Origin of the sequence: Asaia sp. VD9 (assembly GCF_037150015.1) — a bacterium.
Lineage (GTDB): Bacteria > Pseudomonadota > Alphaproteobacteria > Acetobacterales > Acetobacteraceae > Asaia.
Map to the genome: position 1 here is coordinate 48526 of NZ_JBBCQM010000006.1, position 22092 is coordinate 70617.

Annotated in this window: 16 protein-coding genes; 9 read left to right on the top strand and 7 right to left on the bottom strand. The window is 60.4% G+C overall.

Going from position 1 to position 22092, the window contains the following annotated elements:
• Nucleotides 1-2490: a TonB-dependent receptor domain-containing protein gene (locus WFJ47_RS09240; RefSeq protein WP_336762670.1), complete on the bottom strand. Its 2490-nt coding sequence runs from the start codon at nucleotides 2488-2490 to the stop codon at nucleotides 1-3.
• A gap of 261 nt (nucleotides 2491-2751) precedes the next feature.
• Complete coding sequence (locus tag WFJ47_RS09245) at nucleotides 2752-3819, bottom strand: cobalt-precorrin-5B (C(1))-methyltransferase (protein WP_336762497.1); 1068 nt, start codon at nucleotides 3817-3819, stop codon at nucleotides 2752-2754.
• Between the two features lie 540 nt (nucleotides 3820-4359).
• On the opposite strand from WFJ47_RS09245, the gene WFJ47_RS09250 reads away from it, so the two are divergent.
• The 7 genes from WFJ47_RS09250 (at nucleotide 4360) to WFJ47_RS09280 (ending at nucleotide 12977) form a co-directional block, all read left to right on the top strand.
• Entirely contained in the window at nucleotides 4360-4449 is a 90-nt protein-coding gene (locus tag WFJ47_RS09250; RefSeq protein ID WP_127103195.1) for a potassium-transporting ATPase subunit F, read from the top strand.
• Between the two features lie 2 nt (nucleotides 4450-4451).
• Complete coding sequence (gene kdpA / locus WFJ47_RS09255) at nucleotides 4452-6158, top strand: potassium-transporting ATPase subunit KdpA (protein WP_336762500.1); 1707 nt, start codon at nucleotides 4452-4454, stop codon at nucleotides 6156-6158.
• A gap of 131 nt (nucleotides 6159-6289) precedes the next feature.
• The gene (gene kdpB, locus WFJ47_RS09260; protein ID WP_408868644.1) at nucleotides 6290-8296 is read left to right on the top strand and encodes a potassium-transporting ATPase subunit KdpB; all 2007 of its coding nucleotides are present in this window, start codon (nucleotides 6290-6292) and stop codon (nucleotides 8294-8296) included.
• Between the two features lie 10 nt (nucleotides 8297-8306).
• Nucleotides 8307-8927 carry a potassium-transporting ATPase subunit KdpC gene (kdpC, locus tag WFJ47_RS09265; RefSeq protein WP_336762504.1) on the top strand — a complete coding sequence of 207 codons (621 nt, stop codon included), beginning with the start codon at nucleotides 8307-8309 and terminating at the stop codon, nucleotides 8925-8927.
• Nucleotides 8928-9030: 103 nt separating this feature from the next.
• Nucleotides 9031-11703 (top strand): sensor histidine kinase KdpD, encoded by a 2673-nt coding sequence (locus WFJ47_RS09270; protein WP_336762506.1) that lies wholly within the window; start codon nucleotides 9031-9033, stop codon nucleotides 11701-11703.
• Nucleotides 11703-12380 (top strand): response regulator transcription factor, encoded by a 678-nt coding sequence (locus WFJ47_RS09275; protein ID WP_336762508.1) that lies wholly within the window; start codon nucleotides 11703-11705, stop codon nucleotides 12378-12380. The genes WFJ47_RS09270 and WFJ47_RS09275 overlap by 1 nt, the downstream gene beginning before the upstream one ends.
• 222 nt (nucleotides 12381-12602) lie before the next feature.
• Nucleotides 12603-12977 (top strand): VOC family protein, encoded by a 375-nt coding sequence (locus WFJ47_RS09280; RefSeq protein WP_127103201.1) that lies wholly within the window; start codon nucleotides 12603-12605, stop codon nucleotides 12975-12977.
• A gap of 88 nt (nucleotides 12978-13065) precedes the next feature.
• Here WFJ47_RS09280 and WFJ47_RS09285 read toward each other — a convergent pair whose 3' ends face one another.
• Nucleotides 13066-13473 (bottom strand): VOC family protein, encoded by a 408-nt coding sequence (locus tag WFJ47_RS09285; protein ID WP_336762511.1) that lies wholly within the window; start codon nucleotides 13471-13473, stop codon nucleotides 13066-13068.
• Nucleotides 13474-13990: 517 nt separating this feature from the next.
• Here WFJ47_RS09285 and WFJ47_RS09290 point away from each other — a divergent pair.
• A complete protein-coding gene (locus WFJ47_RS09290; protein ID WP_336762513.1) occupies nucleotides 13991-14737 on the top strand; it encodes a hypothetical protein in 747 nt (248 codons plus the stop codon).
• A gap of 65 nt (nucleotides 14738-14802) precedes the next feature.
• On the opposite strand, the gene WFJ47_RS09295 is transcribed toward WFJ47_RS09290, so the two are convergent.
• The 3 genes from WFJ47_RS09295 to WFJ47_RS09305 form a co-directional block, all read right to left on the bottom strand.
• Nucleotides 14803-16146: a cytochrome c peroxidase gene (locus tag WFJ47_RS09295; RefSeq protein ID WP_336762515.1), complete on the bottom strand. Its 1344-nt coding sequence runs from the start codon at nucleotides 16144-16146 to the stop codon at nucleotides 14803-14805.
• 10 nt (nucleotides 16147-16156) lie between these two features.
• A complete protein-coding gene (locus tag WFJ47_RS09300; protein ID WP_336762517.1) occupies nucleotides 16157-17839 on the bottom strand; it encodes an alkaline phosphatase family protein in 1683 nt (560 codons plus the stop codon).
• Nucleotides 17840-17929: 90 nt separating this feature from the next.
• The gene (locus WFJ47_RS09305) at nucleotides 17930-18100 is read right to left on the bottom strand and encodes a hypothetical protein (protein WP_158625431.1); all 171 of its coding nucleotides are present in this window, start codon (nucleotides 18098-18100) and stop codon (nucleotides 17930-17932) included.
• 324 nt (nucleotides 18101-18424) lie between these two features.
• Here WFJ47_RS09305 and WFJ47_RS09310 point away from each other — a divergent pair, with 324 nt between their 5' ends.
• The gene (locus WFJ47_RS09310; protein ID WP_336762520.1) at nucleotides 18425-19744 is read left to right on the top strand and encodes a hypothetical protein; all 1320 of its coding nucleotides are present in this window, start codon (nucleotides 18425-18427) and stop codon (nucleotides 19742-19744) included.
• Between the two features lie 31 nt (nucleotides 19745-19775).
• Here the strand turns inward: WFJ47_RS09310 and WFJ47_RS09315 are convergent, their stop codons facing one another.
• Nucleotides 19776-22040, bottom strand: a complete 2265-nt coding sequence (locus WFJ47_RS09315; protein WP_336762522.1) for a TonB-dependent receptor domain-containing protein — start codon at nucleotides 22038-22040, stop codon at nucleotides 19776-19778.
• Nucleotides 22041-22092 lie beyond the last annotated feature (52 nt).

Below are 22092 nucleotides of genomic sequence, written 5' to 3' on the forward strand. Positions count from 1 at the left end.
TCAGAACTGGGCCCCGATCGTGCCAATGAACTGCCGGGGTGAGGCAACGAAGAGATTGCTGTTATTGTCACCGGATACGGAAGCCGCACCGTACACCCCGCCTATGTAATTCTTGTCGAACAGATTGGTCACGCCGAAACTCGCCTTGAGATGTTCGGCAAAGCCGATGCGCCCGAAATCATGAGAGAGCGTCATATTGGCCAGCCAGTAAGGTGGAATGCTGATATCGTTCAGAAAGGTCATGGGACGCGCGCTGATGTAATTCACGTTGAAATTGAACTGCGTGTTGCGCCAGCTATAGGCAAGGTTCGCCTTGTACATATAGGCGGGATAATACACTTGGCGCTTGCCCTTGAGGCTGTAGAGGCGACCGCCGTAATTGATGCCCGTCCCCTGGTAGCGCGCATCGTTCCAGCTGAAGCTGTTGGTGATCTCCAGTCCCCTGATTGGGCGTATGGCACCCAGAACATCCACACCATCCATGGTTTCACGCCCTACATTCATATAGGCGTTGCGGGTGTTATTGGCTGTTCCCGCCGTGATGGAAGCAAGACGGTTATAGTAATCGGTATGATAATAATCGACGGTGCCGGTGAAAAACGCATCGTCATAGCGATAGCCGACGACATAATTCCAGGTGCGTTCCGGCTTGAGGATTTTCTTGTTTGCGTCAAAAACCTGCTGGGCTGGCTGTGAGGCATTGCCAAGTCCCCCCCATGCGGTGCCTGATGCCACCTGAGAGTAGTAGTCATAGGCGCGCAGGTTTTCCGCGATATCCCAATATACCTCGTGATGATCGAGAAAATGGTAGTCGAAACTGAAATGCGGCAGGAACGCGCCCGAGGCCGTCAGTGAACCGCGCGCCGGGCGTCGATAATAGGTGTTCCAGCCCTCGGATTTGAGCTGTTGGGTGAAGTCGTTCTTGGTACCGCCATGGGTGGTCTGGGTGAGGGATTTGAACCCTGCCAGGAGGGTCATACCTCTGATGATCGTCCAGCGATCCTGAAGGAAGAACTGGAAGCTGTTCGAGTTGTAGGTATCTTCGAACCAGGTCGCGCCCGTGCCCTTTTTGAGATCGGACATCATGTTATGCGCAGCGGTCGGTGTGTCCTCGTATAGGCGCGCATTGTAGATCCAGCGGTTGTTCTCGTACCACAACCCGCCCTCGACCAGATTGCGATGCGGGGCTTCATAGGAAAATTTCTGCGTGAAGCCGACACGTTGCATCCCAGCATGCGCACGTTGCAGGGCCATGGGCACACCGCTGACGCTGCCATCCGCCAGAAGCATGGGCACGCCATAGCTGGGTGAGGTCACGAAGTTGTTGGTGCCCCCATAGACGCCGCTCGAGACGTTGCCATAGGCCACCGTGTCGGAATGCAGAAGCGGGGTAAGGTCGAAATGGCCATTGACCGAAGAGAGATAGCTGCGCTGGATCTGCGAGCCATCCCAGGCATAGTTGCCGACTTCATCATTCGACAGGATCCCCTCATAGCCGGGGGGAACCTGCGACGTGAACTGGGCATAATAGGCCCAGAGTTTGGCCTTCTCGTAATCGGGTTTGAGATAGGTAGTGTCTCGCCCAAGCCGCTCCCACATGTTCTTGGTGAGGGACAGATAATTGGCCTGGGTGAAATTCCCATAGCCGAAAAAGCCGGTGATCTTGCCCGTGCTGCCAACTGGCTGAACCAGCTTGGCATCGGCCTGTAATTCGCGCTGATAGCCTTCGCCTTTCCACAGCTTGTTTTCCGTGCGCGCGAAGGACGTATAGAATTTCGTGCCGCTCGGGTTCAGTACCCCGCTATCTGCCCGGGCATAGGTCCGAAAGGCGTTGTAACTGCCGAAGCTCTGGCTCAATCTTCCCCCGGCCTTATCCGTCGGGTCCGACGAGGTATAGGTCATGGCCGCCCCCAGAAGCTGGGCAGAGAACGTATCGAGTGAACCGGCTCCCTGCGAGATGGTCATGCCTGCCAGATCATCCTGGATCATGGCCTGGGTGATGGAGACGCCATTCTGGTTGGTGAAGCCCTGCGTCCCCAAGGGAATACCGTCGAGCGTCGCGCCAATCTGGGTCTGGGTGAACCCACGCACATAAAAAGTATTGGCAGCGGTATCGAGGCCGAAAGCGTCGGAAGACGTGAAATTTGCGCCGGGCGTGGTGAGTGCCAGAACCTGCATCGGATTTGTGCCGGGAATGAACCGATCCATGACGGTACGGGTGACGGCTACTTCGGCAGCATGGGAGCGAAGCCGTTTACCGCTCACAGCAATGGTTTCCTTCTCCGGATTTCGGGTCTGACCGGACGTGAGGGACGGATTTCCGATCTTGGCGACATGAGGAGACGTCGCCGCGCGCTGACCGTGCGGAGGATAGGATTTTTGTCGTGCATGGGTCGTCGCCTGCTCCGCCCCAGGCCTGGCGCCGGGAAGCAGGGTCGGAGTTTTCGAGACAGGCGCACCCAGCGCGCTCGCGGCAAGCCAAAACGGCATCAGCACGAAAAAGGGGCGATAACAGCGTATCAGTGCGCGTGGGGTGGGCGTCGACCCATCGGAGGGGTGGGCAGATTGAAGAAATCCCTGACTCCGACGATGCATGTAACAGCCCTTTGACTCTGAAACGAAACCTTACGTTATGATAACGAAAGATGGCGCGTCAATTGGGGGCGAGCGTAAATAACGTGTATCAAGTCAGTATAGTTCGAAAAGAGTTCGCTTTCAGGCAGGGTTCAAACAGTAATGGGTCAGGTCCGTTCACCCGACGTCGCTCCTTCCAAGCATACGGCCCTGTCGATCGAAAACCACGACATCCAGCCCGCAGGATGGGTCATCGAGGATCTCGCGCGCCTTTCTCGCCGCGCTACGGGCGATGAGCGTGCCCAGTCGTGCATCGCCCAGATCCGCGTAGCCCTGTGCGATACTCGCGGCATTGCGCAGGGCTTCATGCTGTGTGGCGGAAAGACCGAGCGGGGCAGCGAGAATCGACAGGGCTGCGGGATCGGCGAGGGTTCGGCTCGAATGCAGATCGAGGTGACCCTGAGCGAGCTTGGTCATTTTTGCCAGTCCTCCGGCGATCGTCAGTCGGGGGACGGGATGGCGGCGCATGTATTTGAGAAACCCCCCTGCGAAATCGCCCATTTCGATCAGCGCAATTTCGGGCAGGGCATAGAGCGCGCTTATGGCCCCCTCCGAGGTCGCCCCTGTGCTGCCTGCGATATGGGTCAGGCCTCCAGCACGCGCTACATCGACGCCGCGATGGATGGAATGGATCCAGGCGGAGCAGGAATAGGGCACCACAATCCCCGTAGTACCCAGCACTGAGAGCCCTCCTAAAATACCCAGGCGGGCATTGAGGGTCTTCTCCGCCAGACGCGCACCATCCGCAATCGACACGGTCACCACGGCATCGGCTCCTTGCGGCGTGATTTGTTCGAGTGCCGTGCGGATCATGGCGCGCGGGACGGGGTTGATCGCAGGCTCGCCAGGGGGCAGCGGCAGGCCGGGTAGGGTGATCGTGCCGACCCCTTCCCCTGCGCGAAACCGGATGCCGCTCCCGCGCGGAGCGCACTCCACATCCACGCGTATCTGTGCACCGTGTGTGACATCCGGATCGTCCCCGGCGTCCTTGATCACGCTGGCCCAGGCGCGGCCTGACCCGGCACCGAGAGAGTCGAGTGCAAATGCCACGTCCTGTCCGCCGGGCAGGGTTATCGTCACCGGATCGGGGGCCTCGCCCCGTACCAGCAGTGACCAGGCAGCCTTGGCGGCCGCGGTGGCGCAACTGCCGGTGGTCCAGCCCCGACGCAGTGGTGTGGTGGGCATCGTGATTGTCAGACCCCCATCCTCGAGGCAGTCGCGTTAGACAGCGCGCGCAGGCTCCCGCTGCGCTCAGTTTGTTCATGACATGCCCCCGTGCAAACCGCCAGCAGCCTTGCTGGTTGTGCGAATAATGCGATAGGTCGAAATCACGCAATATCTGGATATCTCGCCTCGTCGCACCACCCGCCTCCCTGAGAAAGGGGCGCCCGCCACCGGGATACGGGCCTGCAAGCAACGCGAGATGGCCCCCCTGTCATCGATGCGTGTCGCGTATGATCGGGGAGCGCAGCCCCATCACGCCCCGAGCCATGCTTTACGGAGGGGCCTCGTGCCCTGCTGTCAGCGCCGACCGCTGTAACGGGCCCCCTATGAGATTCCTATGGAGTGCCTTGGGGGCTGATCTGTCATCCCTATGCGGAACGGCAGGATAAGGGGGGCTCTCAAGGGAGCCCGTCTTCATGCTCGACATTCTCTATGCAGCGCTTGGCCTGTTCGGCTTCGTGCTTTGCCTGGGCTTCATCTCGGTCTGCAAAAGGATCTGACATGACGCCCGATCTCGTTCTCGCCGGTATCGTGACGCTCGGCCTGCTGGCCTATGTCACAGCCGTGCTCCTCCGGCCTGAAAGGTTCTGATCATGACCCTCTCAGGTTGGATCACTATCGCCGTATTCTTTCTCTGCGTTGTTGCGATCACGCGACCACTCGGAGGGTTTCTGAAGCGCGTGCTCGAAGGCGAACGCCATGGTCTCGCGCGTCTTCTCGGGCCGCTGGAGCGGGGCGCTTATCGCCTTGCCGGGATCGACCCGAACCGCGAGCAATCGTGGTCGCATTACGCGCTCGCCGTCATTCTGTTCAAGATCTTCTGCTTCATTGCGGTCTACGTGCTGCTGCGTCTGCAAGGAGTGCTGCCGTTCAACCCCTCGGGGCTTGGGGCGGTCGCGCCTGACCTGGCCTATAACACCGCGGTCAGCTTCCTGACGAATACCAACTGGCAGAGCTATGGCGGCGAGACGACGCTCAGCCCGCTCAGCCAGATGCTCGCCCTCACCGTTCAGAATTTCGTCTCGGCTGCGGCGGGTATTGCCATTGCAGCGGCGATCATGCGCGGTTTTGTCAGGCGCAGCTCCGCCACGATCGGCAATTTCTGGGTCGATCTGCTGCGGGTGACGCTCTACGTGCTGCTACCCGGCTGCGTCGTGCTCACGCTGTTCTTTGTCCTTGAAGGCGTGCCACAAACCCTGGCGACAACCGCTTCGGCTTTCACGCTCGAGGGCGGAAACCAGAGCATCGCACTCGGTCCCGTGGCTTCTCAGGAGGCCATCAAGATGCTGGGTACGAATGGCGGCGGGTATTTCAACGTCAACTCCGCCCATCCTTTCGAAAACCCGAATGCACTGACCAATTTCGTGCAGATGCTGTGTATCTTCGCGCTCGGGGCCGGGCTGACCAACATGTTTGGTCGCATGATCGGTCAGGAGAAGCAGGGCTGGGCCATTTTTTCGGCCATGGCGGCGCTCTTTCTCATCGGCGCGGGTGTGCTCTACTGGTCCGAAGCCCATGCCAATCCGCTCTTCGCTTCCCTCGGCCTCGATGGCACGCTGGGCAATATGGAAGGCAAGGAGACGCGCTTTGGCGTCGCGGCCTCGGCGCTCTTCGCCACGGTGACTACCGACGCGTCATGCGGGGCGGTCAATGCCATGCATGAGAGCTTCCTGCCGCTGGGCGGCATGGTGCCGCTCATCAACATGATGCTGGGTGAGGTGATCTTCGGCGGCGTCGGTTCCGGGCTCTATGGGTTTTTGCTTTTTGCGCTCATCGCGGTTTTCATGGCCGGGCTGATGGTCGGTCGCACACCCGAATATCTGGGCAAGAAGATCGAGGCGCGCGAAATCAAGATGACTATGCTGGCCGTGCTCTGCCTGCCGCTCGTCATGCTTGGCTTCACCGCGCTGGCTGTCGTTCTGCCCGCCGGACTCTCGGCGCTTTCCGCAAGCGGACCGCACGGTTTTTCCGAGGCACTCTATGCCTATACCTCGGCGGCAGCCAATAACGGCAGCGCCTTTGCCGGGCTTACAGCCAACAGCTTCTGGAACGTGACCCTTGGCATCGGCATGATGATTGGGCGCTTCTTTGTCATCATTCCCGCCCTGGCCATTGCGGGGTCGATGGCGGCCAAGAAGACAGCCGCCCCAACGCCTGGCACTTTCCCAACCGATAATGGCCTGTTCATCGCGCTTGTTGCCGGGGTGATCGTGATTGTCGGTGGTCTGACCTTTCTTCCTGCACTCGCTCTTGGGCCGATTGTCGAGCATCTCGCGATGCTCCACGGCACCACTTACTAAGAGGCGCCCGTCTCATGATTTCCTTTCCTTCGCCTGCGCCCTCGCCGGAAACTGAGCCGGCGGGTGTTCCGGAACGCCCCACATTGCGCGCCCGATCGGGGGTGCTGAGCGCGGCGCTCATTCTTCCCGCCATGGTCGAAAGTCTGCGCAAGCTCGATCCGCGCGTGATGGTGCGAAATCCGGTCATGTTCGTGGTCGAGATCGTGACCCTGCTCACCACGATCCTGCTGCTGCGCGATCTGTTCAAGGGCGTGCCGCATACGGGGTTCGCGCTCCAGATCACGCTCTGGCTGTGGTTCACCCTGCTTTTCGCCAATTTCGCGGAAGCCATCGCCGAAGGGCGGGGCAAGGCCCAGGCGGACTCCCTGCGTCGGACCCGTACCGAAACGCGGGGCAAGCGGCTTATCCCCAATGATGCGGGGGGGTATTCCCCAGCCGGTCTCTATGAGGAAGTCCCGGCACCCGAACTCAGCGTGGGCGATGTCGTGTTGGTTGAGGCGGGCGACTTCATTCCCAGCGACGGCGAGGTGATCGAGGGCATCGCCTCAGTCGATGAATCAGCCATAACCGGAGAATCCGCACCCGTCATTCGCGAGAGCGGTGGCGACCGCTCAGCCGTCACGGGGGGCACACGCGTTCTGTCCGACTGGGTGATCGTGCGGATCACTGCGGCACAGGGTTCGACGTTTCTCGATCGCATGATCGCTCTGGTCGAAGGGGCGCAGCGTCAGAAGACCCCGAACGAGATCGCGCTGACCATTCTGCTGGCCGGCATGACGCTCATCTTCATCATCGCCGTGGCGACCATTCCCTCCTTCGCGCATTACGCGGGCGGGTCGATTTCCGTCATGGTGTTGGTCGCGCTCTTCGTGACCCTCATCCCCACCACCATTGGCGCCTTGCTCTCGGCCATCGGTATTGCAGGGATGGACCGCCTCATCCGCTTCAATGTGCTCGCCATGTCGGGGCGCGCCGTCGAGGCAGCGGGCGATGTGGATACGCTGCTTCTGGACAAGACCGGCACCATTACCATCGGTGATCGTCAGGCCTGCGCCTTCATTCCTGTTCCCGGCGTGACCGAGCAGCAACTGGGCGATGCCGCGCAGCTCGCCTCGCTGGCCGATGAGACTCCGGAGGGGCGTTCCATCGTGGTTCTGGCCAAGACCCGGTTCGGGCTGCGCGGTCGCGAGCTCAATGCCACGGGCGCCTATTTCGTCCCCTTTACGGCCCAGACGCGCATGAGCGGTGTCGATATCGGCGCACGTCAGATCCGCAAAGGCGCAGTAGAAAGCGTGATCGCCGCAGCAGGCGAGCAAGCTGGCGCCCTCGCGCAGGTACGCAGCATTGCGGATGGCATCGCGCGACAGGGCGGCACGCCGCTTGCGGTGATGGATGACGGCCGCCTTCTGGGCGTCGTGCATCTGAAAGACGTGGTCAAGGGCGGCATACGCGAACGCTTTGCCGAATTGCGCCGGATGGGCATACGCACGGTCATGATCACGGGTGACAATCCGCTGACCGCCGCTGCGATCGCCGCTGAGTCCGGCGTCGATGATTTCCTCGCTCAGGCCACGCCAGAAGCCAAGCTGGCCCTGATCCGTAGCGAGCAGGAATCGGGCAAGCTCGTGGCCATGTGCGGTGACGGCACGAATGATGCCCCCGCGCTGGCCCAGGCCGATGTGGGCGTGGCCATGAATACCGGCACCGTGGCTGCAAGAGAGGCCGGGAACATGGTCGATCTCGACAGCGATCCGACGAAGCTGATCGAGATCGTGGGGATCGGCAAGCAATTGCTCATGACGCGCGGCGCGCTCACCACCTTTTCCATCGCCAATGACGTGGCCAAGTATTTTGCCATCATCCCGGCCATGTTCGTCGGTTTCTACCCAGCGCTTTCGAGCCTCAATATCATGCATCTGGCCACGCCCGAAAGCGCTGTGCTCTCAGCCATCATCTTCAATGCGCTGATCATCATCGCGCTCATTCCTCTGGCCTTGCGCGGCGTGCGCTACCGTCCCGTCGGTGCTGCGGCCCTTCTGCGTCGGAATCTGCTCATCTACGGCGTGGGCGGTCTGATCGTGCCTTTCATCGGGATCAAGCTGATCGATCTCGTCGTGACCCATATCGGTCTGGTCTGAGGAGACCCCCATGGTCCTTTCCCAGTTGCGCCCCGCGCTCGTCCTGTTCCTTCTGCTCTCGGCCCTGACCGGGCTCGTCTATCCTCTGGCCATGACAGCGCTTTCCACCCTGATGATGCCTGACCGAGCCGAAGGGAGTCTGATCTATGACCGGGGCCGCATCATCGGTTCCTCGCTGATCGGGCAGAATTTCACTGCACCTCGCTACTTCCACGGACGTCCCTCGGCCACCATGGGGCCGGACCCGAAGGACGCGAGCAAGACCAGCGCTGCGCCCTATAATGCCTCAGCCTCCCTCGCCTCGAATGCAGGGCCAACCTCCAAAGCATTGCTCGACCGCGTCACTGCCAGCATATCGGCGCTCAAGGCCGAGAATCCCGATGCCATGGCGCGTGGCTGGCGCATTCCCGTGGAACTCGTCACGACATCGGCTAGTGGTCTCGATCCTGATCTCTCCCCCGAAGGGGCCTTGTTTCAGGTGCTGCGCGTGGCGAAAGCCCGCAACCTCGACGAGGAGCGTGTGCGTCATCTCGTGATGAGTCAGATACGTCAGCCGCTTCTCGGTTTTCTGGGGGAGCCTCACGTGAATGTTCTGGCGCTGAACCGGGCCCTCGATAGAATGTCACCCTGATGACAATGCGCGCCCTTCATGACCTGCATAGCCCCTTTGCGCGCATATCCGGTTCCAGAGCGGCCGCTCTGACCCCAAGCGCGAAGCTGGCGAGACCGCGTCCGTGAGTCGGCGCGATTATGACAGACCCGACCCCGATGCCCTGTTGCGTCAGGGATGCGGTGATGCGCGGCGTGGGCGCCTCAAGATCTTTCTGGGGGCCGCTCCGGGTGTCGGCAAGACGTTCGAGATGCTCAGCGCCGCCCAGCAACTGATGCGCGACGGTGTGGATCTTGTAGTCGGGGTCGTCGAGACTCATGGCCGGAGCGAGACTGCGGCTCTGGTCGACGGCTTGCCTGTCCTGCCCACCCGCCTCGTGCCCTATAGGGGGCAGGTGCTGCAGGAACTGGACCTCGATGCGGTTCTCGCGCGTCGCCCGCGTCTGGTGCTGATTGACGAATATGCACATAGCAACGTTCCGGGATCACGCCATCCAAAGCGCTGGATGGATGTCGAGGAAATCCTCCAGGCCGGGATCGATGTTTTTACCACTGTCAATATCCAGCATCTCGAGAGCCTGAATGACGTGGTCGCCTCAATCACGCGTATCCGTGTGCGGGAGACGGTACCGGACAAGGTGGTGGAGCAGGCGGATGAACTCGAACTGATCGATCTCACCCCGAATGACCTTCTGCAGCGCATGCGTGACGGCAAGATCTATGGGGCTCCGATGGCGGGACGCGCCATGCTGCATTACTTCTCGCCGGGTAATCTGACGGCCCTGCGTGAACTCGCTTTGCGTCAGACGGCGCAGCAGGTCGACGCGCAGCTTGTCGATCATATGAAGGCCAATGCCATCGCTGGTCCCTGGGCGGCAGGTGAGCGTGTCATGGTGTGCCTCACACTTGAGGATGGCGATACCGGATTGCTGCGTTACGGCAAGCGCCTGGCGGACAGGCTCCATGCCCCCTGGATCGTGCTCCATGTCGAGACAAGCCGTGACCTGACCGAGGATGCGCGTGCGCGCATGGCATCGCAGATGCATCTGGCCCAGTCGCTCGGGGCCGAGACCGTGACCGTTCCGGGCCATGACATCGCCCTTGATGCCCTGGCCTATGCGAAGGCGCAGAATGTGACCCAGATCGTTGCGGCGCATCCTGCCGGAACGAACTGGATCGGTCGGCTGAGGCAGATTCTGGGGCGCAGTACCACCGAGCGTCTTATCCAGCGTTCCGAGGGGTTCCCAGTCCATGTCGTGCCCCGCTCGGGTGAGGCGGTAACCGGGCGGCTGCGTGAACGCGTCCGGCCAAGACTTAGTCCCTATCTCGGCAGTTCGGCCATCATGCTGGCGGCATTGGGGCTGGCACTGCTGCTCAGGCAGGGTCTTGAGGTCAGCAATGTCTCGCTGGCCTTCCTGACCGCCATACTCGGCGTTGCTGTGGCTTATGGGCTCTGGCCATCCCTGTGGGCTTCCGTGCTCGGGATGCTCTGTTTCAACTTCTTCTTCCTGCCACCGCTCTACACCCTGACTATCGCTGCGCCGGATAATGTGGTGGCGCTATTCTTCTTCTTTGGCACCGCCCTGATTGCGAGCAATCTGGGCGCTCGGGTACGCAGTCAGGCTGTCGTCGCGCGTCATAGAGCCGAGATCACGCAGTCACTCTATCATTTCAGTCGCACCATCACGGGACTGACCCGGCTGGAGGATCTGCTCTGGTCGGTCAGTCATCAGATTGCGACGCTTCTGAATTGCCGTGTCGTGCTGCTCATGCCCGAAGAGGGCGCCTTGCGCGTTCAGACAGCCTATGATTCCGATTATCCGATCGATCAGGACGGATTTGCAGCCGCAAGCTGGGCGTGGAAAAACAACCGTATTGCCGGTCGTGGCTCGGATAATCTGCCTGGCGTGCGCTGGCTCTTCATTCCGCTCCGCACCGGGCGCGGTCCGGTTGCGCTGCTGGGTCTGGACCGTGACCGGGCGGGTCCCTTGCTGGATGCTGAGGAGCAGAGCCTGCTCGACGCGCTGGGGGATCAGACCGCCTCGGCCATCGAGAGTATCCTGCTCGCGCGTGACCTCGATCGCGTCAGGCTGGACGCGGAAACCGATCGTTTGCGTGGGGCGCTGCTGACGTCGATTTCCCATGATCTGCGTACCCCGCTCGCCTCCATCCTGGGTGCCGCATCGAGCCTGCGCGATTATGGCGAGGCGCTGGGGGAGGCAGGGCGTACTGAATTGCTTGCGACCGTGACCGACGAGGCGGAGCGTCTCAATCGCTTCGTGGGGAATCTGCTCGACATGACCCGCCTTGAAGCGGGGGCGCTACCTTTGCGTCGCGAGGCCGTGGACTGCGCCGAAGTGGCGGCATCAGCCCTTGCACGTGCGACGCGGTTGCTGGAAGGGCATCGGGTCGATTTCGAGGCAGCGCCTGACTTGCCTATGGTGCCGATCGATGCGGTCCTGCTGGAGCAGGCCCTGTTCAATATCCTCGATAACGCCGCCAAATATACAAATCCAGGAACGCAGATCACGATCCGGCTCACTGTCGAAAATGCGCATCTGGTCCTTGCTGTTCTGGATGAGGGGCCAGGTTTCGGCGCACGTGACCCGGCGGTGCTCTTTGCCAAATTCACGCGTTTTGCGGCGGCTGATACCGCGCGGGCGGGTACGGGGCTGGGGCTTGCCATTGCGCGCGGTTTCGTTGAAGCGATGGGCGGAGAGATCACGGCAGCAAACCGTCCTGATCGCGAGGGAGCGGTCTTCACCCTCCGTTTCCCTCTGGCTAAAAAGGCGTCCTGATGAGCGACCCGACCCTTCTGATTGTGGATGATGAACCTGCCATCAGGCGTCTGCTGCGTACCACGCTGGCAAGCCAGTCATGGCGTATTCTCGAAGCCGGTTCGGGCGAGCAGGCCTTGCATTGCGCCGCCGAGACCCCGCCTGATCTCGTCCTGCTCGATCTGGGGCTGCCGGATCTCGATGGTGTGGCGGTACTGCGCCGGTTGCGTCAGGACCGGCCGAATCTGTCCGTGGTCATTCTATCGGTGCGTGACGATGAACGTGGCAAGGTGGCTGCCCTCGAAGCCGGGGCGGATGATTACGTGACCAAGCCCTTCAGCATGGCCGAACTCGTGGCGCGATTGCGCAATGCCCTGCGCCATGGTCTGCAACAGGAAGGCACCCTGCCGCTTTTCACCTCGGGCGATCTGACGATCGACCTTGTGCGCCGTCAGATATTCCGGGGCGGAAATGAGATACGTCTCTCACCCAGGGAATGGGATATCCTGCGTATGCTGGTGCGCTATGCGGGCCGCGTACTGACCCATCAGATGATCATGAAGCAGCTTTGGGGCCCGACAAGCGACGTGCAACAGCTGCGGGTCTACATCCGTCAGATCAGGCAGAAGATCGAGCCGGACCCGGAAAGACCCCGGCATATCCTGACAGAGACAGGGGTAGGGTATCGGCTCGTCTAGGGAGGCGCGCGGGCCTTTCCCTGGTGGTGGGACATTATGGGCGCATCGTGAAAATCGAATTGGACGATACCCTCTGGCGCAATGCCATCATGGCTAAAGATTAGGGTCGCGCAGCGCGTCGATCCCGCCAGATTGATGATAGAGCGGTGGAACCTTTGTCACCCGACGGGCTTGCACGTGCCGGTGTTTCATTTCCCCTTTGGGAAGCGCTCGGAGAAAAACATGTTTACCCATGTCATGATCGGCAGCAATGATCTTGAGCGATCAAGGGTTTTCTATGATGCGACATTTGAGGCTCTGGGCGGCAGCCCAGGCGCGGTGGATGCGAGAGGGCGGCTGATCTACGCTCATGACGGGGGAAGATTGATGATCACGACCCCGATCAACGGGCAGCCTGCTACCGCGGCAAATGGCGGAACTATCGGAATTGCGGCGAAGAGCCCGAACCATGTCCTCGCTTGGCACGAAGCGGGCATCCGCCATGGCGGGACAAGTATTGAGAGCCCACCCACCGAGCGTCCAAACGGGATATTTGTCGCCTATCTGCGTGACCCGGACGGAAATAAGCTCACGGCGCGCACAGAATTATCCAGGTGATTGGTCCCGCACGACGGCTCACCCCGGGGATTGGCTGGACGGATCAGGACTGATTGGTCGACGGGCGCGCCGTCGACCGAGGAAAGCCTCAAGGCGAGGGAGCCTGATAGGCTTCATGAGGGCGCACCGCGGTCAAGGTTGTGACCTCGATGAAGTAACCGCCCGGAGCCCGGAAATAGAAGCTCCAGGCACCATGTGCCGTCTGTGGAGGCCGGGTCGCCTTCCCATCATTCTGCAGGCGTTCATAGAGGGTGTCGACAGCTTCACGGCATTCCAGGATGAAGCCGATATGCAGAATGTCGAAATGCTCGGGATAGAGGAAGCCTTCCAGTTTCCTGTCGAAATGATTGATGATCAGCACCAGGCCGTCTTCGTCCTGCATGATCGCCATCGTCGTCCCCCGTACGACGAGAGTATGAAGGCCGAAATAGCGCTCGAACATAGCCCGATCGGATTCCGTGTCACGGCTGTAAAGATTGATGTGGTTGAGTTTCATGATCGTGCCTTTCCAGAGAGAAGGCGGACACGAGCCGATCGCGATGCGGACAGCGACGACCGACCACGAACGAGGCCAATCCTCGTTGTGTCCGGCCATGGCCAAGAGCAGGTTCAAGTGCTCAAGCGTGACTGTCTCAAGAGAGACCGCAGGTTGTCACCATACCTGCATCGCTGTCTTTTTAGGCAGGAGCCACTCTAGAGCACGGCTTGAGCGCGTCAAGCGGCTTGAATGGGGCTCCTGCGCTCCCCGGTTTTGCGGCATACCGCGCCAGACCCATGGAGGTACCAGGCGCGCGCGCTGAGTGTAGATCCTGACGCAGCTGTGCCTGTCAGGAGAGAGGCACCATGGCGCGTCCGGAATGGGTGGTTCTTACCGCGTAGATCGATACGAGATCAGGCGGCAGCGCGCCTATTTCCGTGTAGAGGTCGATCAGCGGTGATCGCGCGCGATTTGCATGCAAAGATGAAACGTCAGCTGGCGTTGACGATCATCATCGCCCATCAAGGAAAATGTCATGTTAGCCAATCCCTCACTGAAGCGCATCTTCTACGCAGGGCTCATGGTGGGTGGTTATTTCCTTCTCCAGGCTGTCATGATCCTCCTACATGAGTTCACCCATAGTACGATGGGCTGGGCGCTCGGCTATTCCGGCACCCCCATGACCGTGGTCTGGGGAAATCTGATCACCATGCAGGGCTGGGATGAAGGTGTTCCCTATGACGCCTTGTTTCATGGGCGCGGACATAACGCCGAAGCCGCCATAGGCGGTGCGCCACTGGCGATGCACGGTATCTTGGTTGTCATCCTGATCTCGTGCCTGCTCCATGTGAGAGCATGCATCCGGCCCATTGTATTTTTCGCTCTTTACTGGTTTCTGATCCTCAACCTTGCTGAGCTCATCGCTTATCTCTGGATGCGTCCGTTCCTGGCGACAGGAGATACCGGTCGTTTCAACCAGGGGATGGATCTCTCGCCTTGGGGGCTTTTCGCCTGCGGTTCGCTTTTTCTTGCGGGGGCGCTTTGGGTCTTGCACAGCCGGATCTTGCCTGAAATCGCCTCCGGACTGGGGAGACAGCGCTGGGCGCAGATACTCGTCATAGCGGCCACCGGTTTTGTCTTGTTTCTGTGGGCGAGCGGACTGCGCTTACTCGTTCTCTACCCCGATCCGCTATGGCGTGTCGGATTAATCGGTCTGGCCTTGTTCATCGCGTGGCTGTTACTCGAACTGCCCAGGGCGAACGGGAAGCGCGTATCTGAATGACCCCCGCGCATTGCGGATCTCCCAGACCGGATCGATCTGTATCGTAATCCCTATCACGGGAGAGATCACTTGCGCTGGGGGGCTTGCCCATCCGTCAGGGTTCCAAGGAAGACAATGATTTTCTCGCGCTCTTCCGGCGTCAGGCTGGGCGATTTGCGCAGGCCGAAAGGCGCGTCGGTCTTGTCGATATTACCCCAATAGCGCCTTGGCAGATCGTCATTGAGCAGAAGAGTCCCGTCCGCTTGTCGCGGATAGAATTGAGACGGTTCAATGTCCCGTAGTTCATAAAAATCCATCACCTGACGCAGCGAGGTAAAGGCGCCGTTATGGAAAAACACCTTACGCGTAGCGCTGTTGCGCAGCGATGGGGTGCGGAAGAAGCCGCAATAGGCTTCGGTATGGCCGATATCCGCGCGGCCTGCCGCGCAGAGACCGAGATCGTAGCTGCCTTTCGGGGCGAGGGGGTTACGCGGAGCGGCGAGGGCTTCGTATTGATGGTCGGTAAAAAGCGGCGGTCTGCCTTCCTCATCGACCATGCTCAGATGGCAGGCGGCACAATTGCCTTTCGACGGGTCATTGAAAAGCCGCAACCCTTCGGCTTCGTCTCTTGTCAGACGGATTTGTCCCTCAAGCCAGGCATCATAGCGGCTCGAGTAAGGGTGAAAGTCTGGTGCTTCAATCTGATAGCGGGCCAGCGCGAAAAGCGCTTCAGCAATCAGCATGTCGTCCGAAGCATGAGCACCCATCAGGCGAAACAGAGCGGCACTATAGGGCGCATGGCGCAGGCGAGCGGCGATACCAGTGCGTGTCGCCGCCATTTCGCGAGCGTCGAAGAGCGGCCCGGCGGCCTGGCTTTGCAGCGTGTCGGCCCTGCCGTCCCAGAACAAACCGCCCTGCGGCACCATGGCCTGAGCCGAGACGCCGGTATTACTGGCCGATTTGACGCCTTTAGCGCTGGGCGGCGATGGGGGAGGCGGCGCCGTTTCGCTGGTGGCATTATCGGGGCCGACGCTGAAAGGCGGCTGGCGCTCGCGATAGGTGAGCGAAGGCACGGCGCGGACGCCGAATTTGTCCATCGCCACACCGCCCCTGGCGAAAGCCAGCGCGTTGTCCGGCGCGTAATGCGCACTCGGTACATGGCACGAGGCGCAGGAAAGCTGTCCAGATCCGGAGAGCGCCTTGTCGTAAAACAGCGCCTTGCCGAGTTTCGCCATGGCGGAGAGTGGGCTCATTGGAGGGCGGATCAGCGTGACCGGGCAGGGGTTGCTGCCGTCAGGCGCAGGCGCGCAGTCGCGCGCGAAAGCCTGGGGGATGGTCGCGGCGAGAGACCCGATCAACAGCGCCACCGTGATTAGGCGAGACCACGTGTGCGTGGCCTGCGCCTCGCCCTCATCCGTGCGCGCTGTCATCCACGAAAAATCAGAAAGCCTTGGGCGCTTCATGCAGGACTGACCCATCCCTCGGCGCAAGATAGAGCGGCGTGGCGTCCGGCTTGCTCTGAAAGTCGAACATCCCGTCCATATCCTGTGCGTCCTGATCGAAGGACCCTCCGCCGAGACGCGAGCCATCGAGCCAGTTATTCTCGATGAAGCGCAGTACGGAGCTCTGTGTCAGAAGTGTATGGTCAATGGCATTGCGCCTTGCCCAGGGCGACAGCACCAGAAGCGGGGTTCTTGTGCCGGGGCCGCAGCGGCCATTTGCCGGCTTGCCCTTCAGGCCGTTGGGGGCAGATCCCTTGCCGCACTGACCCGGTCCATCGAGCTGGTCTGCGGATGCGTCATGCGAGTTGTGCTGCACGGGAGTAAAGGCGTGATCATACCAACCATCGGAATCGTCATAGGCGATGACGATGGCGGTGTCCGTCCATTCCGGGCGTGACTGGATGAAATTGACCAGACGGACTACGCCCTCCTGCTCGTCGAGCGGGTCGGAATAGCCCGCATGGGCGTCCTGGAACGCCGGGAGTTTCAGGAAAGACACGGCAGGCATATGGCCAGCGCGCGTGGCGGCGATGAAATCCTCTAAATCGTACTGATGATTGGCGGGGTCTTTTGTCTTGCCGTCGGCGGCCATCGTCTGGCCGATGGCCTCGACGCCCGACGGTCGCAAGTGCTTCGGGTTGGATGTGCTCGGATAATACTGGAACCAGTTATGGTGGGGAATGTAGTCGACAACCGTCTGGGCCACGACGGTGGAATAGGTGGCGCGCTGGCACCCCGTCGTGCCATTGCGGTTATGTGTCGAGAGGTCGAACCCGGCCATGAAGCCGCCCCAGCTGATACCCCTGGCATTCAGCAGGTCGCCTATATTACGCCCCTCCATCCAGACCTGCTCCCCGGGGAGCGAACAGACATCGCCAGTCGGATCGATATCGTTGATCATGGTCATGCTGCCCTGCCCGTCCTTGATGAACGGTGAGGGCAGGGCCCGGTTCGAGGGCTTTTGGGCGGAGGCGGTGATATGCAACCCGTTGGTCTGTCCCGAGACGATCTCGAGTGCACCGGGCGTTGAGGGGCCGTAAGTGTCTGTGTAGGCGTTGTCGCTCATCGCGAAGCGTTGGGCGTACCGCCAGAGCGCTGTGACGGTATTGCCGTCAAAATATCCCATGACCTGACCGCGCGTGGCAAATGCCCCGACGCCGCCCGGTGAGCCTTTGCCTGTATGCAGCGGAAAGAGATCGGCCTTGCCGCCATTATAGGCCATCTGCTCGGCGGTATAGCCGTGGTTCTGGTCTGCCGTACTGGCCTGGCTGCGATCGAGCCGGAACGGCACGGAGGCGTCGGGCCCATTCGCCGGGTTCGTGTTGGGATTGGTTACCAGCAGATTGGACCGCAACAGCGTGTTGGCGGGTGGCGTTCCGAGCTTTGGCATGAATACCGGCTCGCCCTCCGGGTTTGATGCCTGGGGATAGGTCGCGAAATAATGGTCGAACGAGACGTTCTCATCGAAGATCACGATCACATGCTTGATTGGTGTTTTCGTCCGCAGGTCTGATGCGGATAGTGTTTTCACCGGTTCAGGCGCTGCGCGCGTCACGGTAGCCGGGCTGAGGCAGGTCAGAGTGAGAAGGGCAGCAGCAAGAGAGCGTATCGGACGAATCATGGTGTGGGGCGACAATACCTGTTCTGGATGGGGAGCCGCAGCCCCTCTCGCCTGCGCCACATGGCCGCAGGCGGAGGGGCCGCTCAGGGCTCAGGTCTGATCATCGTCGCGCAGCGTCTCTTCGTCCAGAGACATCAATGCGCCGCGACGCGACTGGAAGGAAATCGTGGCCAGTCGATGCTCCCGCCATGCGGCAACAAGCGTCTGACGCCAGCGATCCGAAGGGGCGTTGGGCGTGTCATGCTGAAGCTGAAGTTCCATTGACCTGCTCCTTTTTCCAGAAGAGTGCCGGGGTACGGCGTCTCGATAAAGGATTCATGCAAGGTGGTGTGTGACCGTTCCATGAATTCGCCCGGCCAGAGCGTCTGATCGCGACAAATGTTCCAGAAAGAAAGGTCAAAACAGGGGCTTGGCTCTGTTTTTCGATGTCCGACCAGCTCGGGCTGGTCCTCTGTCGGAGAACGGGATTATGGGGACGGAATGCCACAATCCTGTGACAGGGTCTCCACGCCCATTGCCTGTCCACACGGGCTGATGAAATGCTGGCATGAAACAAGGTGCGAGCAAGCACCGGGAGATGAACCTATGCCGTTGCCCTGTCATGTTCGTCAGGTCCCCTTGAATGCATCAGCGTCGGGGGATGATTGCTTTTCCTGGGGGCTGCCAGACGGGCGTGTCGGACTGATCAGAGGGCCCAAGGCACAGGCTTATGCGACGGAAAAAGGGCTGAAGGGTGATCTCTCACTCCCATCGGCCCTTGAGAAAATCCAGTCCCGAACCCCTATCTCTGTATGTCACGGTGATCTGGATTTGCCCGGAAAGCTGTGCAGCGTCGAGGAAGTCTTGCCGCCATGTCCCTATCCAAAGCTTGGAGCGTCCGACAAAGAACGTGACGCCTTTCGCAAGGCGCAGCGTTTCAGCATTGTCGCCCTAGCTGTGGAAAATGAAACTGACAGGCTTCTGGCTCAGGCCTATCTGGACCTCACAGGCAAGAGCATCCCGATCATCGATCTGCGTGGGATCGATTTCATAGAGAAACTCGCCCAGGCTCGTCGGGCTTTGTGCGGCTTCATGGCACGGCGCCTGACCAAGGATGCCTATATTCCCCGCTTCCAGCCACAGAGGCTCGGGGAAAGTGAGGCGGTTGGGCCGGAAGTGTCCCGATATTACGGCGCACCCTTCATGCCGGTCTCGATGGACTGGCCGCACTGGTGTTACGACGGGAAGACCGGCCCCTGTCTTTTTCACAGTCAGTATCGGTGGGCCGACCTTCCTGAGCCCATCAGGGCATGCTTGCCAGCGGGGATAGAGGCCTTTCTGGTTTTTGTGAATCCGATTATCGAGGACTGGCCCCGGCTCCCTGACAACCCGCCAATCACCATTCGTTTCGTCCGCAAGGGCGAGCCGAGGGTATTGCGCTCCATGCCTGTCAGCGGGGATCTCGAACCGCCTTGTGGGAGGAAAATCACGGCGTTCTGCAAGACACGCGATACGGGGATTCTCATGGAATACGAGTCCCGGCCCGATGCGAGGGCAGAGGACAGCGATCTCGTGACGGCGCTTCGATGGTTGGGTTCGGACGCTTTGATGGAGGCAGACGCAGCGCATAGTTTCCTCCTGAGAGGAGAGGAAAGCGCGGTTCCACCCGCCTCGCCCTTGCTGAACTGGGAAGGAGACAAGTTTTTGGGAGAGCCGAACTGGGTTCAGGGCGCCGACTATCAGACCACACCGGATGGCGCTCCAATGATCGCTTTCCTGCACATCGCGAATGATGGAGTGCCGAATCTCAAGGCGCCGCCCGAGGCTCTCTCTCGCTATGGAGCAGGGATCGTGTGGCTGCCCGAGCAGTGGAGACAAGACCAGTCCTATGAGTCCCAGATCAGGATGACCTGGGAACTGGGTTGAATCGCCTTCGATCCTGTCTCACAGGCGGGTTTCAATTGAAGCCCGCCGAGACACCGGCGAAGACGCCAAAACCGTCACCCGGCTGAAACACCGAGAGTTGCTTGCCTGCGGCGATATAGCCCGGCACGACGATCGAGGCGTAATGGGTGTTGGCGAGATTGTTGAAGGATAGGAAGACCTGACGATGTTTGTGCGGCCATTCATATCCGATGGTCGTGTTAAAGATATGGTAGGAGGGCGCGTAATAGGTGTCGTCATAGGAGCCGGAGACCTTGGACGAGACCTGTGTATTGAAATTGGCATAGAGCCCGTTCTTCAGGTCGAGGCGTATTTCCCCCTGATAGAAATGGGCCGGGATGCCGGGCAGGGCATTATGGCCGAACACCGCGTCATGCTTGAAGTGAAAATCCTGCCAGGTATAGGACTGGCGCAGGCCGAGCTTGCCACCTGACCATTTGACGAGATCGGTTTCCAGCGAGGCCTCGACACCCTGATGCGTCGTCGGGCTGGCGTTGGAATAGGTGGCCGCACCGTAAAGCTGGGAGAGGGGCGTCATGACCGAAAGCAGCTCGTTGCGTACGTCCGAATAGTAATAGGAGACGCTCCAGCGATTGTTTTTCCACTCTCCCCGTGTGCCGGCTTCATAGGTCGTGGCGGTCTGGTTATCAAGCTTTACCCCCGAGGCATTGAGTCCTTGTGCCGGACCGGAGGTGTAGAGCGCGCCTGACAGAAGCTGCCAGTCATTGGGCGGCTGAAAGCTGCGGCTGACATTGCCGTAAATCGAAACATGGGGCGAAATCACGTAGCGAAAGCCGCCACGTGGCGTAAAGCCAAGTCCGGAGGTGCCGACAGAGCTCTGAGTGGGATAGGTGACCTCGGTCGAACGCTGCACGAAATCGAGCGCACCGGCCGCCGTCAGCCAGAAATTATGGAAGAGCTCAAAATTGTTCCGGATATGAAAGTAATTATCGGTGCCGCCGTAATTCGAATGGCGCAGCACGGTGCCGAAGGGGATTTTGGCATAAATGCCGGTATTGGTGCGTGAACGATTGGTCTGCCAGGCTTCCAGATCGGTATAGGTATCGATCCCAAAAAGCGTCTCGCTCTTATGGCCCCACAGCCTGTCATCGCGACTATAACGCAGCACGCCCGCGACCGTTTTGTAGCCCCAGCGCTGGGCCGTGGCCGTATTTTGGATATCGATCGGCGCATCCTGATAATCGAAACCGAGTTCGAGTTTGGAGCGGTCATCGATCCGGATCGTGGTCATGTCGCCATAGAATTTGCTGCCGGGCTGGATGCGATGACCATGCAGCGTGGCATAAAGCGCCTGAGCCTGTTTCGGGTTGGTCTCGATCTGGTCGCGGGTCAGATAGCCCGGATAGCCGTTCTGCGTCTGGCGATAGCGGAAGAAAAGGCGTGTCGAGACGTTGTCGCTGAAGCGGTAGCCGTAATTCGCGTTAACGCCGAAGCTGCTTGCGGCTGTCTGGGCCTGATAGCCGCCGCGATAGGATTTGGTGACGCTGATATAATAATCGGACTTGCCGATGACGGCGCCGGAGCTGATCTGCTGCTTGTTGTAATTGAAGCTGCCCGCCTCGACACGCGCCTGGAAATGATCTGCCGTATAGCCAGTAGGGGCCACGTAATTGATTGCGCCGCCAAGCTGCAATCCACCGTAATCGAAGGCATTCGCTCCGCGCAGAACCTCCGTATACTGAATGCCCAGCGTTTCAAAAAGCTCATAAGGCGTGCCTGCCGGGGTGGTGACCGGCAGACCGTCAAACATCAGCAGAATACCGGAGCGGAAATAATTCGTGCCTGTCTGGATGCCCGAGCCACGGATGGACAGACGCAGCCCGTCGCCGCCGCCGGAGCTTTGGGCAAACACGCCAGGCTGAAAGGCCAGCAGATCGGCATTGGTCAGATTGCGGCTGCGCAAAACCTCTTTCGAATTGATGACCGAGACCCCACCCGGCACCGTATCGAGCTGCCGTGCCGCGGCAGCAGCGGGGGAGAGGCGACGTTGCGAGACTGTGATGGATTCCGCCTTGCCTGCCAGATGCGAGGAGCGTTTGGGATGCGCGACACCGGTACGGGGGGCTCCGGCTTGGGCGCGTGCCGTGTCGTTCACAGGCTTGGTGGCGGCATAGGCCGGGGCGACAGACCCAAGGCCGCCCCCAGCCAGAAGGGCAAGAATGGAGGCGCTGGAAAGATGGCGTCGCGCGGAGAGGAAGCCCGGCACAGGGCGAGACAGGGGGCGCAGGGCGAAGTCAGATCGGTGGCGATGTTTCATGGGGTCGATATCCGGAGAATGGGGTCGTGAGCGCGTAAAAAGGTGCGGAGAA